Origin of the sequence: Duganella sp. HH101, assembly GCF_001758795.1 — a bacterium.
Classification (GTDB): domain Bacteria; phylum Pseudomonadota; class Gammaproteobacteria; order Burkholderiales; family Burkholderiaceae_D; genus Rugamonas; species Rugamonas rivuli.
The window spans coordinates 12,679-28,020 of sequence record NZ_LRON01000004.1 but is presented as its reverse complement, the minus strand read 5'-3'; the positions used below and the strand labels follow the sequence as shown (position 1 = coordinate 28,020).

The 15,342-nt window shown below is 66.6% G+C and carries 15 protein-coding genes; all 15 read right to left on the bottom strand.

Translation table 11 applies throughout. The features are described 5' to 3' along the window. Window positions 1-2: 2 nt before the first annotated feature. Window positions 3-2,354, bottom strand: a complete 2,352-nt coding sequence (locus DUGA2_RS07665) for an MMPL family transporter (RefSeq protein ID WP_070268450.1) — start codon at window positions 2,352-2,354, stop codon at window positions 3-5. Further along, the gene (locus DUGA2_RS07660) at window positions 2,351-2,959 is read right to left on the bottom strand and encodes an outer membrane lipoprotein carrier protein LolA (RefSeq protein ID WP_070268448.1); all 609 of its coding nucleotides are present in this window, start codon (window positions 2,957-2,959) and stop codon (window positions 2,351-2,353) included. Before DUGA2_RS07660 ends, DUGA2_RS07665 begins: the two co-directional genes overlap by 4 nt. Continuing rightward, complete coding sequence (locus DUGA2_RS07655) at window positions 2,956-3,390, bottom strand: thioesterase family protein (RefSeq protein WP_070268446.1); 435 nt, start codon at window positions 3,388-3,390, stop codon at window positions 2,956-2,958. The genes DUGA2_RS07660 and DUGA2_RS07655 overlap by 4 nt, the downstream gene beginning before the upstream one ends. Next, window positions 3,377-4,948 carry a histidine ammonia-lyase gene (gene hutH, locus DUGA2_RS07650; RefSeq protein ID WP_070268444.1) on the bottom strand — a complete coding sequence of 524 codons (1,572 nt, stop codon included), beginning with the start codon at window positions 4,946-4,948 and terminating at the stop codon, window positions 3,377-3,379. Before hutH ends, DUGA2_RS07655 begins: the two co-directional genes overlap by 14 nt. Next, on the bottom strand, window positions 4,935-5,882 hold the full coding sequence (locus DUGA2_RS07645; protein ID WP_141753212.1) for an acyltransferase: 948 nt from the start codon (window positions 5,880-5,882) through the stop codon (window positions 4,935-4,937). The genes hutH and DUGA2_RS07645 overlap by 14 nt, the downstream gene beginning before the upstream one ends. Then, complete coding sequence (locus tag DUGA2_RS07640; protein WP_070268440.1) at window positions 5,879-6,628, bottom strand: glycosyltransferase family 2 protein; 750 nt, start codon at window positions 6,626-6,628, stop codon at window positions 5,879-5,881. Before DUGA2_RS07640 ends, DUGA2_RS07645 begins: the two co-directional genes overlap by 4 nt. Then, window positions 6,621-8,369 carry an AMP-binding protein gene (locus tag DUGA2_RS07635; protein ID WP_070268439.1) on the bottom strand — a complete coding sequence of 583 codons (1,749 nt, stop codon included), beginning with the start codon at window positions 8,367-8,369 and terminating at the stop codon, window positions 6,621-6,623. The genes DUGA2_RS07640 and DUGA2_RS07635 overlap by 8 nt, the downstream gene beginning before the upstream one ends. Continuing rightward, window positions 8,362-8,907 carry a hypothetical protein gene (locus DUGA2_RS07630; protein WP_070268437.1) on the bottom strand — a complete coding sequence of 182 codons (546 nt, stop codon included), beginning with the start codon at window positions 8,905-8,907 and terminating at the stop codon, window positions 8,362-8,364. Before DUGA2_RS07630 ends, DUGA2_RS07635 begins: the two co-directional genes overlap by 8 nt. A gap of 5 nt (window positions 8,908-8,912) precedes the next feature. After that, complete coding sequence (locus DUGA2_RS07625) at window positions 8,913-9,182, bottom strand: acyl carrier protein (protein WP_070268435.1); 270 nt, start codon at window positions 9,180-9,182, stop codon at window positions 8,913-8,915. Window positions 9,183-9,193: 11 nt separating this feature from the next. Next, window positions 9,194-9,448 carry a phosphopantetheine-binding protein gene (locus DUGA2_RS07620; RefSeq protein ID WP_043481206.1) on the bottom strand — a complete coding sequence of 85 codons (255 nt, stop codon included), beginning with the start codon at window positions 9,446-9,448 and terminating at the stop codon, window positions 9,194-9,196. Continuing rightward, window positions 9,441-10,226 (bottom strand): 1-acyl-sn-glycerol-3-phosphate acyltransferase, encoded by a 786-nt coding sequence (locus DUGA2_RS07615; RefSeq protein WP_070268433.1) that lies wholly within the window; start codon window positions 10,224-10,226, stop codon window positions 9,441-9,443. The genes DUGA2_RS07620 and DUGA2_RS07615 overlap by 8 nt, the downstream gene beginning before the upstream one ends. Next, the gene (locus DUGA2_RS07610) at window positions 10,219-10,950 is read right to left on the bottom strand and encodes a beta-ketoacyl synthase chain length factor (RefSeq protein ID WP_070268432.1); all 732 of its coding nucleotides are present in this window, start codon (window positions 10,948-10,950) and stop codon (window positions 10,219-10,221) included. Before DUGA2_RS07610 ends, DUGA2_RS07615 begins: the two co-directional genes overlap by 8 nt. Before the next feature lie 338 nt (window positions 10,951-11,288). Beyond that, on the bottom strand, window positions 11,289-12,359 hold the full coding sequence (locus tag DUGA2_RS07605) for an ABC transporter ATP-binding protein (protein WP_070268430.1): 1,071 nt from the start codon (window positions 12,357-12,359) through the stop codon (window positions 11,289-11,291). A 26-nt stretch (window positions 12,360-12,385) separates the two neighbouring features. Beyond that, window positions 12,386-14,161, bottom strand: a complete 1,776-nt coding sequence (locus DUGA2_RS07600) for an iron ABC transporter permease (protein ID WP_070268428.1) — start codon at window positions 14,159-14,161, stop codon at window positions 12,386-12,388. Between the two features lie 85 nt (window positions 14,162-14,246). After that, a complete protein-coding gene (locus DUGA2_RS07595) occupies window positions 14,247-15,335 on the bottom strand; it encodes an ABC transporter substrate-binding protein (RefSeq protein WP_070268426.1) in 1,089 nt (362 codons plus the stop codon). Between the last annotated feature and the right edge of the window lie 7 nt (window positions 15,336-15,342).

Genomic DNA, 15,342 nt, shown 5'->3' with positions numbered 1-15,342 from the left:
CGTCAGTCATTGTTGCTTTCTTTAGTGGAGCCAAAACAGGGAACGATCAGCCAGACCAGCGCGGTCCCCAGCAGCATCGTCAGGCCGAACGCTTGCAGCGCCGGGGTGGAACTCAGGCCCAACAAGCCGAAGGACAGGATCGTATTCGCCGCCGACATGCCGACCGCCAGCCACGGCGTGCGGTCGCTGCGGTCCGGATGCTCCTGCATGAAGATGCCGTAATCGACGCCCACACCCAGCAGCAGCATCAGGGCCAGCACATGGAACAGCTGAAGGCTTTGCGACGCGAAGCCGAGCAAGGCCAGCGTGGCGATGCTGGCCAGCGCGGTCGGCGCCAGCACGCGCCAGGTACGGCGCCGGTAGCGCGGGAACAGCAGCGCAAACACCACCGCATAAGCACCCAGCACCACCCAGCCCATGTACTCGCGATAGCGGCCCAGCACCGATGAAATCTCAGCCACCTTGTCGACCCACTGCACGCCCGGCAGGCCATCGGCGGCCTGCTTCACCTGCGGCACGGCGGCGTTGGACAGGCCGCGCAGGGCGACGATGCTGGCGTAGACGCCGTTCGTTTCGCCCAGCCATAGATGGCGCCACGGCTCGCTGGCCGGGGTTTTCAGGAAGTCGTCCAGCGTCAGCGGCGCACCGGCCGCGCGCAGGCCGCCGGCGGTGGCCGCGATCCATTGCGCGTCCTCGCCGGTCTGCGCGGCGATGGCTTGCAGCGGGCCGCCGTCGGCCAGCAGTTTTTCTTCAATCAGCGCAAGGCGTCCCGCCTGCGTGCGCGCGGACGGCACCCAGTTGGACATCGCCTGGTAGCCGGAGATGCGCCGCCCGGCGGCCATCAGGTCCAGCCGCGCCTTCAGCGCCTCCTCGCGTTGCAGCACCGTCTCGACGGAGTCGCCGCGCACCAGGAAGTACTGCACCGGCGTCGGCGCGTCCAGCAGCTTGCTCAGCTTGAGCTGGTCGGCGATCAGGTGCTTGGGCGGATTTTGCAGCAGGCGGATATCGTCGTTGGCGCCCAGGCGGCTGATGCCGTAGCCCGCCGCCAGCGCGAACGCCACGGCGGCCAGCAGCGTGGTGCGGTTCGCGCGCAGCAAAGGCCAGCGCAGCAGGGCCGCGCCGTAGCCGCGCACCAGCGCCCCGCTCTTCAGCGTGCGGCTGCCGATCAGCGCCGGGAACCAGCACACCACGGTCAGCCAGGCGAACACCAGGCCGAGCGCGGAGAACACCGCCATCTGGCGCAGGCCGGGGAACGGCGTCAGCGCCAGTCCCATGTAGCCGATCACCGCCGCCAGCAGGGTCAGGCCCAGGCCGGGCAGCAGGCGCTTGAGCAGCGCCGGCGACGCCAGTTGCTCGTCTGCCGCCAGGCGGTTGCACAGGAAGTAGATGCCGTAATCCTGCGCCACGCCGATCAGGCTCGCGCCGAACACCAGCGTCATCAAGTGTACGCGGCCGAACAGCAGCCAGCATACGGACAGCGCGCCAAGGCAGCCGATACCGATCGACAGCAGGATCAGCGAAATCGGCTTGAACGAGTGGAAGGCAAACCACATCAGCAGCACGATGCCCAGCAGCGAGCCGATGCCGATGGTGGACACCTCGCCGCTGGCCTGGGCGCTGGCGTTGGCCGCGTGCAGGATCACGCCGGCCTGTATCAATTCGACTTGCGGCGTGGCCTTGCGGGCGGCCTCGCCGGCCTGCTTCAGCAGCGGCAGCACGGTGTCCTGCGCCGTCATGGACAGCGCGGGTACTTTCAGCGTCAGCGGCAGCAGCACGTACTGGCGCTGCGCATCGGCGACGAACAGGTGGCCGTCGCGCGGCCGCACCGGGGTTTCCTGCGCACGCTCCTGCACCCAGCCGGCGAACAGGCCGAACGGATCTTCACGCCACGAGCCGAGGTTAGGGCCGCCGAAGGGGCTATACAATTTGTTCAACGCCGCTTCGAGCCAGAACTGCGCCGGCTGATGACGCAGCTGCGCCTCCTGCGTGGCCGTCAGCAGCGCCAGGCGATGGCGCTGGAACAGTGCCAGCCAGTCGCTCTGCGTCTGCTCGTTGATCGGCGTCGCCTCGAAGACATCCTTGCGGGCCGCGAGCACGGCGCCGTAGGCATCGGCGGCGCGCCTGGCGCCGTCCCAGTCGGCGGCGCCGACCAGCACCACCACGCGCTGCTGCGCCGCATCGACCATATGGCTGAACGACTGCTGCAGCAGCGGATCGCGCTCCTGCACCGGCAGCAGCGCCATGATGTCGGTGTCCGGCACGATGCGCTGCACCAGCCACAGATAGGCGTTATGCCCCAGCAGCAGGCAGACGGCAAAGGCCCACAGCAGCGCGAGTTGGCGGGTGCGGGTCAAAACAGCGCCGCCTCTTCCTTGCTCATCGCGGCTTCGCCCGACTGGATCGCCGAGAACACGATGGTGGTGCGGTCGCCGGCGGCGTCGCCCATGACGATGGTCTTGACGTAGGCGCCGCCATCGAGCTTGATGGTGCCGATCGCTTTTTCAAGCGCCGCCTGGCGCGGCTTGAGCATCACGCTCCAGCTGCTGGCGTCGACCGTGCCGTCCACTTCGAACAGCGTCTCCAGCTGGCCCAGGTCGCCGGACAGCAGCGAGAACAGCACGTTGTTGATCATGCGGACGGTCGGTTCGGTCTTGGCGTCCAGGCGCATCGCCACGCGGTCGCCCTGGTAGTTGACGATTTCGTCGCGCGTCAGGCGCAGCGTGCTGGGGAAAGGCTGCAGGGTGCGCCACAGCACGCCCTTGCCCGCGACCACGCAGAAGCGGCCGTTGGCGGCCAGCGGCTTCTTCATGCCCGCCAGCTGCTTGCTCTGGTCGAAGCGGCCGCACATCACCGGCGGCTTGGCCAGCATGGCCTGGATCTTCGCCACCGGCACGGCGGCGTGGGCATGGGCCAGCGCAGTCATCGCGGCCGCCAGCAGGATCGATTTCATCAGCTTCATACAGGCTCTATTCCCAATTTTTCAAACAGCACAGGAGGCGACACGAAGCACATCTCCTTGGTGGCGATATCGACGGCGACCATGGTGGTGCTGGCGCGATTCAAGCGCTTGCCGGTGGCGGCGTCGGTGATCAGGTAGTCGATCTTCAGGCGGTTTTCCCACTCGACGATATCGGCGCGCAGCTTGAGCGTCTGGCCGAACGTCGCCGACCCCACGTAGCGCAGCTGCATGTCGATCACCGGCCAGGCGTAGCCGGACTCCTTCATCTGCGGGTAGTTGTAGCCTATCTTGTCGAGCAGCGCGCAGCGCACCACTTCCAGGTACTTGACGTAGCGGCCGTGCCAGACGATCTCCATCGGATCCAGGTCGAAGAACTGGACCTGCATCTCGATTTCCGCGAACCAGCGGCTGTCCTTGTTAGTTCGGCGCATACAGATCCCATGCCTTGGCGCGGATGCGTTCCAGCAGCAGGCGCAGGTCCGGCTCCAGGCGACGGTCTTCCTCGACCGGGCGGATGTCCGCGCCCAGCGCTTCCTGCATCGCCGCCAGCGCGGCCTGCGGTTGCAGTTCGGGGCTGAGCTGGCAGCGCAGCCACACGCCCTGGCGCACGGTGATCAGCAGCGCGGCCACGACCTGCTCCGTCAGCTCCAGCACGCGCAGGCAGTCGCGCGCGGCGATGGTGCCCATGCTGACCTTGTCCTGGTTGTGGCACTCGGTCGAGCGCGAGAACACCGAGGCCGGCATGGTCAGCTTGAGCGCTTCCGCAGTCCATGCCGATGCGCTGATCTGCAAGGCCTTCAAGCCGTGGTTGATCGGCGCGCGCGCGCCGGTGGCGCCGGACAGGTTGGCCGGCAGGCCGTGGTTGTAGCGGCTGTCGACCAGCAGCGCCATCTGGCGGTCCAGCAGGTCGGCCAGGTTGGCGACGGCGTTCTTCATGCCGTCCATGGCGAAGGCGATATGGCCGCCGTAGAAATGGCCGCCGTGCAGCACCCGCTCGTTGTCGGCGTCGATCAGCGGATTGTCGTTGGCGCTGTTGAGTTCATTCTCGATGGCCGAGCGGAAGAACGGCATCGCATCGGCCAGCACGCCGATCACGTGCGGCGCGCAGCGGATCGAGTAGCGGTCCTGCAGGCGCTTGCCGTTGCGTTCCCACTGGTCGGTCGGCAGGTCGCTGCGCAGCCACGCCGCCACCTGCTGCATGCCGCCGTGCGGCTTGACCGAGAACAGCACTTCGTCGAAGTGGTGGGCGTTGCCGTCCATCGCGAACGAGGCCATGGCCGTGATGCGGGTGGTCAGCTGGACCAGGTATTCGGCGCGGTCGTAGGCCATGCAGGCCAGCGCGGTCATGACGGCGGTGCCGTTCATGATCGCCAGGCCCTCCTTCGGCCGCAGGCGCAGCGGCGTGATGCCGGCTTCCTGCAGGGCCTGGGCGGCCGGCACCTGCACGCCGTCGCGCCACACTTCGCGCTCGCCGCACAGCACCGCCGCCAGGTAGGACAGCGGCGTCAGGTCGCCGCTGGCGCCGACCGAGCCTTCGGAAGGAATCAGCGGCAGCAGGCCGGCGTCGAGCAGGCGCGTGATCTGCAGCAGCAGCTCGACGCTGACGCCGGAATAGCCTTTGCTCAGCGACGCCAGGCGGGATGCCAGGATGGCCCGCGTCTGCGGCGGCGTGAAGTACTCGCCCAGGCCGACGCCGTGATAGGTGTACAGGTGGTGCGGCAGCTCGGCCACCAGTTCCGGCGGCACCACCACGGTGCAGGAATCGCCGTAGCCGGTGGTGACGCCGTAGACGGTGCCGTCTTCGCGCAGCAGGCGCTCCAGGAAATCGGCGCCGCGCGCGATGGCGGCGCGGAAGGCAGGATCGTCCGACAGCTCGGCGACGGCGCGGCCTTGCGCGATGTCGACGATGTCCTCGATCGTCAGGCGGTTGCGGTCGAAGCGCACGGTGCGCGGCGTGGTGTTGAGTTGGGCTAGGTCAGCGAGGTGCATCGGAACGTTCCAATTGGGGTAAGTGCCAGAAATCGTAAAAGTTAAACCACTGCAGCGGAGCGCTCAGGCAGTGCTGCTCCAGCCGGCGCGCATAATCGGCGGCCAGTTGCTCGAAGGCGGCATCGCGGCCCTGGCGCGGAATGCGCACGGCGTCGCGGAAGGCTTCGAAATGCACGGTCGAGCGGCGTCCCCGGCGGGTCGAGAACAGCAGGTACACCGGGCATTGCAGGATATTGGCCAGCACGTAGGGGCCAACCGGGAAGGCGGCCGGCTCGCCGAGGAAGTCGGCGATCGCCACGCGCGGATTGTGCGACACCGGCACCCGGTCGCCGGCGATGACCACGAACTCGCCGCGCGCCACGCGCTCGGACAGCAGGATCGCCGTGGCCGGCGACATCTCCGTCACCTGCATCAGGTTCAGCTGGCTGTCGGGATTCAGGCGGGCCAGCATGTCGTTGAAGGCCTGCGCGTGCTTGGTATGCACCAGCACCGTCAGCTTGATGTCGCGGCGCTGGCGCGACATCACGCGGCACAGTTCCAGGTTGCCGAGGTGGGAGCAGATCAGCAGGCCGCCGCGCCCCGCCGCCAGCGCGTGGTTAATCAGTTCGTCGCCGTGCAGGTCCACGCTATCGAGCTTGAACAAACCGCCCCACAGCAGCATCTTGTCCAGGATGCTCTCGCCGAAGGCGGCGAAGTGGCGCAGCACGCCCATCCAGCCGGTCGGCAAATCGTCGTAGTCCGCCACGCGCCGCAGGTATTCGCTGGAGGCGCGGCGCGGCAGCGGCTTGGTCAGCACGTACCAGCCCAGCACCGGATACAGCACCACGCGGAACGGCCAGCGGCCGAACACGCGGCAGATCCAGAACAGCAGCCGCATGCCGGCGACGAAACTCAGTTCGTTGATGGAGGCCCAGTGCCGACCGTGCGCGCTCATCGGACCTGCCATTTGCGCGCCAGCAGGCGCGGGATGCGCGGCAGCATGCCGAAGAACAGCTTGGTGTGCATCCACGAGATCAGCACGTTGTCGCGCCAGACGCGGAAGTGCGATACGCCGTCCGACGGATAGCTGACGCGGGTCGGCAGGTTGATCACCTGCAGGCCATCCCAGAATAGCCGCACCAGGATGTCGGTATCGAAGTTCATGCGCGCGCCGATGGGCCGCCGCGCCGCCAGCGCATTGACCGGGGCAACCGGATAGACGCGGAAGCCGCACATCGAATCCTTGATGTCGAACGACAGCGTATTGATCCACACCCAGATATGGGTGGCGTAGCGGCCGTACAGGCGGGCCTTGGGCACCGACTCGTCGTAGACCGGATGGCCGGCGATGACGGCGTCCGGATGGGCGGCCGCCTGCACCAGGAAGGCCGGCACGTCGGCGGTATTGTGCTGGCCGTCGGCGTCGATCTGCAGTACGTGGCTGTATCCGAGTTCCGCGGCGCGACGGAAGCCGCCCAGCACCGCCCTGCCCTTGCCCTGGTTGCGCGGCAGGCGCACCAGCGTGACGCTGCCCGCATGCCGCAGCGCCAGCGTGTCCAGCACGGCGGCGCAGGCGGCGCTGCTGCCGTCGTCGACCAGGATGCACGGCGCGCCATGGCGCAGCAGCCCGTCCAGCACCGCGCCGATCGCGTGTTCGTGGTTGTACACCGGGACCACGATGCAGGGTTTGAAGTCAGGCATCCGCGCCTCCCAGCATGACGCGGCCGCTGGCGTGCTGCCCGGCTTCCGACAGGTAGCGGAATTGCAGGCAGCCCTTGGCCGTGTCGTGCAGCAGCTCCAGCTGCACCGGCGCCTCCGGTTGTATCACCTGCTGGAACTTGAGCGCGTTCACGCCCAGGAAGCGCGGCGGCAGGCTGAAATACTGGCGGCCGTAGTGGATGGCCCAGTCGACCTGCACCACGCCCGGCAGGATGGGCGCGACGTCGAAGTGGCCGTCGAAGTACAGCAGCTCGGCCGGCGCTTCCACTTCCAGCAGCACGCGCAGCGGTTCGCGTTCCAGCTCGCGCGTGCGCGGGAAGCGCGGACGCCGGCCGGCCGCGCCGTTGTCGCCGTCGAGCAGCGCCAGCAAGGCGGCCAGCGTGGTCTTGCCCTGGGCGTTGACCGGCATCTGGTCCAGGTAGCGCCAGCGGCGCGGCAGCGCGACCGCATCCACGGTCGCGGCCAGCACGGCGCGCAGGCGGGCGTTGAGCGCTAGCTTGCCTTCGGCCGCCAGCAGCGCGCGGCCTTGCGGCGCCGCCACGATGAAGGCCGCCAGGCGCTGGCGTTCGCCGCCATCCGGCTCGCACAGCACAACGCGGGCTTCGGCCGCCAGGCCGCAGGCCAGCAGCGCCGCCTCCATCGCGGTCAGCGAGATGCGCTTCTCTTCGATCTTGACGATGCGGTCGCTGCGGCCCAGCAGCAGGAAGCGCTGCTCGCCGCTGCGAGCTGCGCGGTCGGCCAGCGCCAGCCAGTTGTCGTCGGCCAGGTGCGGCGACCGTACTTCCAGCGTGTCGTCGGCGCCGAGGCGCCAGGCCACGGTGGGGAAAGGCCGCCAGGCGTCGTCGGCGACGCCGCGGCGCTGGCGCCAGGCCACGCCGCCGGTCTCCGAGCTGCCATACACTTCCACCGGCACGCTGCCCAGCAGGGCTCCGGCGGCCAGCGCGGCGTCCGCAGCCAACGGTCCGCCGGACGAGAACACGGCGCGCAGCGCGCGCGCGGCGCCGCTCCAGTCCAGATGGTCCGGCAAGCGCTTCAGGTGCGCCGGGCTGGCCACCAGCACGCACGGGCCGGCGGCGATGGCGGCAGCCAGTTCTTCCGGATAGGCGATGCTGAGCGCGTGGATCGCGCGGCCGCTACTCAAAGGCCACAGGACCTTGAACAACAGGCCGTAGATATGCTGGTGCGAGACGGTCGCCAGCACGGCGGCGTCGCCGGCGGTGGCGCCGAACAGCACGTCGAGGGTGGCGACCTCGCTCGCCAGTTGCGAGAGTTTCTTGGGGATGGCTTGCGCGGCGCCGGTGCTGCCGGAGGTGAACACCACCAGCGCAGGCAGATCGGCGGACAGGGGGCCATCCATTTGTTCGGGGCCGGACACCGCGCCAGATTCGGGCGGCTGCATCGGCAGCAGCTGCGCAGGGAACTGGCCGAGGAAACCGTCCACCGAGCCGCGCAAGGCGGCGCAGCTGGCCTCCAGCGTGTCGGCGCTCAGCCAGATGGTTTTGCCGGCATGCCAGGCGCCCAGCAGGGCTGCGCCGAATTCCAGGCTGTCGTCCAGGTAGAGCGCGAAGTCGCTGCCCGGCAGGCCGCGCAGCAGCGCGTGCCATGCGCGCGCACGCGCCAGCCAGCCCGCGTTGTCCACGGCGGCGCCGGCACGCCAGCCGGCCACGCCGTCGGCGGGCCGCGCCGCGATGGCCGTGTACAGGTTTTCAATCCGATCAGACATGATGCAGGCGCTTGAAACGCAGGCGCACCAGATACTCCGCGCCGAACAGCAACGCCATCAGCACGTACGCGATCACGCCGGTGTACAGCGACCACACGGCCTCCGACGCCCACAGCGCGGTGGCGAAAGCGATGGCGCCGTTGACGACGAAAAAGCCGCACCACACCTGCGTCACCTTGCGCATATAGGCCTGCGCCACCGGCGGGAAGTCCTCGCCGCGCAAACGCGCCATGCGCTCGACCGCCGACATCGGCGTCGCCAGGCTGTAGCCGAAGCCCGCCAGCAGCGCCGCGTTGACCAGCACCGGATACAGCTTCAACGGCAGCAGCAGGTTGCTCCACGCCGCGCAGGCCATCAGCACCAGCGCGCCCGCCACCGACCAGCGCGCAACGCCGCTCAGCTTCAGCGCCGGCAGCCGCGTGGCCACGGCCAGCAGCAGCAGGCCGGCCAGCCAGCGCGGCTCCACCTGTCCATGACCGAACCAGATCGCCAGCGGATACAGCAGCGTCACCGCCGCCGTCAATACAGTCATCGGCATCGTGCTTACGCCGCCTGCTCCGTCATGCCGGCCAGCGCATCGACCACGTCGCCGATGGTGCGGATGGTCTTGAACACTTCCGGCTGCAGGCGCTTGCCGGTCAGCTGCTTGAGCTTCACCGCCAGGTCGACCGCGTCGATGCTGTCGATATCCAGGTCGGCGTACAGGTTCGACTCGGCGCTCAGGTCGGCCTTGTCGAGTTCAAACATCTCGGCCAGCAGGTCCACCACCCACGCCTGCAGCTGGTCCTTGCTCATTTCATTCAAATCAATCATGTACTACTCCCTTATTTTTTTCTGTGGCTGTCGATCATCGCCGCCAGCGCCTGCACCGAGGCGAAATGGCGACGGGTGTCCTCCGAATCGGCGGACAGGGAAATCCCGTACTTCTTCTGCAGGGCCACGCCCAGCTCCAGCGCGTCGATCGAGTCCAGGCCCAGGCCCTCGACGAACAGCGGCGCCGCACTATCGATATCGGCCGGCGTGATGTCCTCCAGCTGCAGTACATCGATGATCAGTTCTTTCACTTCCAGTTCAAGCATGGCTTTGGCACTTCCCGGTAAAATAATTCTGTAAAAATTCAGTCAATTGACGCGCCGCCATCACCTCGCTGGCGGCGGCGTCGGTACATGCCGCCACTGCCAGGTCGTCCTGCACGTCTATCCGTATCAGCACGCGGCGCGGCGGCACCCGCCACCACTTCTCGCCTTTGCCCAGCGTGGGCGGTTCGCAGCGGATCAGCACCGGCGTGACGTCGCGCGCGCCGCGCACCGCGATGTTGGCCGCGCCGCGCTTCATGCTGATCACACCGTCGGCCGGTGTACGCGTCCCCTCCGGGAACACGATCAGGTTATTGCCGCGCCGCAGAGAGGCGATGCAATCGTCCACCAGTTCCGCCCCGCCCTCGTTGTTGATGTAGCCCGCCGCCCGCACAGGCCCGCGCGTGAACGGGTTGTTCCACAGCGCGCCCTTGACGATGCAGTCGGCGTTCTTCACGAAGGCCATCAGGAACACGGTGTCGATCAAGGTCGGATGGTTGGCCAGTATCAGCAAGCCACCCCGGTCCAGCTTCTCGATGCCGCGCACCTCGTAGCGCAGCACGCCGAGCGCGCGCATCAAATCGACGTAGCTGCGAAACGCCAGCCGTATCACCGTGCGCGCGGCCGTCACGCGCCGTTCCGGCTGGCGCACCAGCACATTCAGCACCGGGAACACCGCCACCCGCAGCAGCAGGCCGCCGATACCGAACACCAGAAAGCTCAAACCGGTGGCGAACACACGCCAGTATAGCGACAGCCTGGCCGGCAGCCGCTCAAGCATCGCGGCTCCAGCTCCAGCGCATGCGCCCATCGTTGCGCTCCAGGCGCCGCGCGCCGCGCAGCTGGAAACGCGCCACCTCCAGGCCGGCCGGCATGCCGGTGGACGGCGCCTTGGCGCTCGCGCTCCAGCTCAGCGACACGGCGCCGTCGCCTGCTGGCGTCAACAGCCACGCCCAGGCATATGGCTGTTCTTCGCAATCCTGGAACGACGCAAACAAGGCCGGCAAAGGGCCATCGCAAGCGACCAGCAGCACCATGGGCGCTCCGTCCGCCATCATGCCGCAGGCTTCGATGACCGCGTGCTCGATCGTGGCCGCGCCGGCGGCCAGCGCCAGTTGATTGGCGCGGTCGCTGCGGGCGATGCTCAGCAGGCCGGCAATGGCGTTGTGCACCGACATGCTGAACGCCGTCGGCGACAGCGGTTCGCCGCGCGCCAGGTCGGACAGCAAGTCCAGGGACCGCGCGACCTCGCCATGGCGCGAGCAGAAAACCGTCGGAATATCGGTGCGTCCATCCAGGCATTGGTAGGCGACTTCCAGCGCCATCTTGCCGAGAAAACCGGCACGGCGGCGCAGCATGGCCGGCATCGCCCTGACGCCCGGCTCTTCACCGGGCTGGATGGCGAACGGCGCTTGCGCCCATTGCTGCCAAGCCTCGGGGCCGGTCAGGCCAGGCGCCCATTCGGCATGGCGGGAGATAGAAAAACTGACACCATTCGTACGCATGTTGTTAAATAATCCAGAGCTTTGAGATAAAAAGAAGGTACGACCTCATGCTCACATGCCGCAGAACCGCCAGCCGACGTACTTTTCAAATTATAAACGACAGTTCTTGCCGCCACCTCAAATAAATGGACTCAGGGCAACTTTTCTGTCGTTTCTCTTCTTATTTTGTGCATTCCATAGTGCAGATTCTCTCCAAAGATCACGTTTTTTGGCAGAAGAAAGCAAATGCGGCGGAGGGAAAAATAATTCCGCACTGTTGAGTGCGTGTCTCGCGGGGAATGCGAAAGCGGGGAGCGCCCCGGGGCCCGCCTGCGCGGCCGCCCGGGACGTCTTGCGGGTCAGAACACCCAGAGCTTGTCGGCCGGCAGTTGCAGCCAATACTTGCCCGCCTCCAGCCTGTGCTTGGAGTAGGCGCGCAAGCTCATTTCCGGTCCGCCCTCGCTCTTGAACAGGCATTCGAAGCGGTCGCCCAGGTACATGCAGGTCAGCAGCGGCAGCTCGATCGCATTCTCCACCGGCGTGGCGCTGACCTTCACTTCCTCCACGCGGATGATGGTCGACGGCTCGCCGCTGCCGGCGCCGCGCGCGATGCCCTGCAGTTTCGCGCCGCCGATATCGAGCATGACGTTGGCGCCGTCGCGCTGCACCACCTTGGCCGGCAGGCGGTTGTTACTGCCCATGAATTCGGCCGTGAACAGCGTGTCCGGCGTTTCGTACATGCTTTGCGGCGTGCCTTGCTGTTCGATCTTGCCGTTGTTGAGCAAGAGGATGCGGTCCGAGATCGCCATCGCCTCGGCCTGGTCGTGCGTGACCATCAGCGCCGACAGGCCCAGTCGCACGATCAGCTCGCGCAGGAAGGCGCGTGCCTCCTCGCGCAGCTTGGCGTCCAGGTTGGACAGCGGTTCGTCCAGCAGGATCACCGGCGGGTTGTACACCAGCGCGCGCGCGATCGCCACGCGCTGCTGCTGGCCGCCCGACAGCTGGTGCGGGAAGCGCTCGGCCAGATGGCCCAGGCCCAGGTTCTTCAGCACGTCCGCGACCTTGTCCTTGATCTCGCTGCTGCCCATCTTGCGCAGCTTGAGGCCATAGGCGACGTTGTCGAACACGGTCTTGTGCGGCCACAGCGCGTAGGACTGGAACACCAGGCCCAGGTTGCGGTGCTCGGCCGCCATCTCGAAGTTCTTCGCGCCGTCGAACACATTGCGGTCGCCGATGGCGATGGTGCCCTGCTTCGGGCTTTCCAGGCCCGCCACCGCGCGCAGCAGCGTGGTCTTGCCGCTGCCCGAAGGCCCGAGCAGCGCCACCACTTCGCCTTTTTGCAGGTGCATGGACACGCCCTTCAGAATCTGGTTGGCGTGGGCGCCGGTGCCGTAGTCCAGGTGCAGGTCGTTGACGGTCAGTTCATTCATGATGAGGTCTCGTTTCATAATTTTTATCAGTTATGCAGCTTCACACCGAAGCGCAGGGCGACGCCCAGGCCGATGGCCACCAGCGAAATGTTAATGAACGATAGCGCCGCCACCAGGTCGGTGGAGCCGGTGGCCCACAGCGACACCAGCATCGCGCCTATCACCTCGGTGCCCGGCGACAGCAGGTACACGCCGGTGGAATATTCGCGTTCGAAGATCAGGAACACCATCAGCCACGCGCCCAGCAGGCCATACTTCACCAGCGGCACGGTGACGTCGCGCGTGACCTGGCCGCGCGATGCGCCGACCGCGCGCGCCGCCTCCTCCAGCTCCGGCCCCACCTGCAGCAGCGCGGTGGAGATCAGGCGCATGCCGTAGGCCAGCCACACCACCGAATACGCCAGCCACAAGGCGAAGATGGTCGAACGCACGGAGCGCAGCAGCGGTATCGCATGCTCGCTCAGCCACAGGGCCGCGCCGTTGTCCATGCCCTTCAACATGCCATCGAGCCAGCTCGGGACGAACAGGAATACCCACAGGAAGGACAGGCCGGCCAGCAGGCCAGGCACGGCGCGCGGCACCAGCACGCTGTAGTCCAGGAAGCGGGTGATGCCGTCCGGCTTGCGGTGCATGGCCAGCGCGATGGCGCAGTAGCAGATCACCGCCAGGGCGCCGCCGATCACGCCGATCAGGACGGTGTTGAGGATGCCGCGCATCAGCGCCGGCTGTTCCATGATTTCACGGAAGTGCTGCAGCGTCAGCACGTCGCGCAGGTTGACGCCCTCGCCCCAGTACTGCACGAAGGAGCGCAACACGATGCCCGACATCGGCATGATGATGGTGAACATCAGCCAGGCGAAGATCAGCGCGAAGGCCAGCCATTTCCATTTACCGAGCGGCATGGCCTTGGAGCGCGCGCCCTTGCCCTTGATCGAAACGAACTTGTTGGCCGACTTGAGCAGCCAGCGCTGTATCATCACCAGCGGCATCGTCACCATCACCAGGCAGACGGCGACGGCGGCCATCAGGTGGTACGAAGGCGTGCCCAGTTTGTTGGTCAGCTTGTACAGATAGGTGGCCAGCACCAGGTGGCCTTCCGGATCGCCCAGCACCAGCACCAGGCCGAACACCTCGAAGCCGAGGAAGAACACCAGCACGGCGGCATAGGCCAGCGCCGGCGTGATCATCGGCAGCGATACGTTGAACATCACCTGCAGCGGCGAGGCGCCGGTGACGCGCGCCGCTTCCTCGACGTCGGAGCCCAGGCTTTTCAGCGCGGACGAGGCGTACAGGTAGACGTGCGGCACGTGGGTCAGGCCGGCGATCACCACGATGCTGGTGAAGGAGTAGATATTCCACGGGATGAAGCCGAGGATGTCCTTGGCCCACAGCGAGTAGAAGCCGACGGGTCCCATCGAGACCACGTAGCCGAAGCCCATCACCATCGGCGAGACGAAGATGGGCACCAGCAGCATCGGCGTGATGAAGCCGCGGCCCGGCAGGTCGGTGCGTATCATCAGGAAGGCCAGCATGCCGCCCAGCGGCACGGCGATGGCGGTCAGGCCGGCGGCCAGCAGGAAGGCGTTCTTGAACGCCACCGAGAAATCGGGGTCTTCGAAGATGAAGCGGTAGGCGTCCAGGCCCAGCTCCTTGGCGGGCATGAAGAACGGCGCGTTCAAAAAGCTTTGGTAGAAAATCAGCAGCAGCGGCAGGAAGATGGCGATGGCGGCCAGCGTCACCACGACGCCGCGCGTCCAGTTGATGCTGCGCCGGCCGGAGCCTTGGAGTGTCAGAGTTTGCATAGTATTTCCGATGAGGCGGATGGGATGTTGCGGCCCGCACGGGGCGCGGCGATTGCGCGCGGCGTGCGGGCTGGCCTGTCAGCGATTACTTCTTGCCTGCGGTTTCTTTCCACTGCTTGAGGAAGGCCATGCGCTTGGCCGGCCCCAGGAACTGCAGCACGATAGGATGGACCGGCACCGGCTTGACGTTGTCCTTGCCGATCTGCTTGATCAGGTCCGCCGACGTGGTTTCGCCGGTGACGTCGGCGCGGATCGCGAACAGCTTGGAGTCGTTGGCGATGATGGTCTGGCCGCGGTGCGACAGCATGTAGTCCAGCCACAGCTTGGCGGCGTTGACGTTCTTGGCGGCCTTGTTGATGAAGAAGACGCGCGACATGATCAGCGTGTAATCCTTGGGCAGCACCACGCCGATCGAAGGATCGGCCTTGGCGCGCACCAGCGCGTAGGAGCCCAGCACGTTGTAGCCGATCAGGTTCTCGCCCGACGAGATGCGCTCCATCATGGTGCCGGTGGACGATTGCACGCGCACCTTGGCTTCGCCGAAGGCGTTTTCCAGTTCCAGGAACTTCGGATTCTCGCGCGCGTCCTGGGTCATGAACATGAAGCCGACGCCGGATTTCTCGATGTCGTAGGTCGTCACCTTGTCCTTGAATTTCGGCTGCACGATCAGCTTGGCGAAGTCGCCGTGCGTCTGCGGCACTTCCTTGGCGTCCACCAGGCGCTTGTTGTAGACGATGGCGGCCGGCTCGAACGTGGTGCCGTAGGCCTGGTCGTCCCAGATGGCCCAGCCGGGGATCTTGGCCGATTCGACCGATTTGTATTTGAGCGCGTAGCCGTCGGAGGCCAGGCGCATCTGCAAGTCCATCGCCGACGACCACATGGCGTCGGCGGTGTTGCCGCCGGCCGCCACTTCGGAGATGAAACGGTTGTATACCTCGGTGGAGTTCATGTCGTTGTATTCGACGGTGATGCCCGGGTACAGCGCGTTGAAGTCCTTGATCAGCGGCTGCGTGGCCTTGCTGTCGGTGGCGCCGTACATTACCAGCTTGCCTTCCTTCTTGGCGGCGTCGATGATCTTCTGGTAGTCGGCGGGATAACCGGCGGGAACCTGTGCAAAGGCCGCGCCGGCAAACAGGGTGGCGCATGCAGCGGCCAAGGTGGTTTTCAACATCATGATAGTC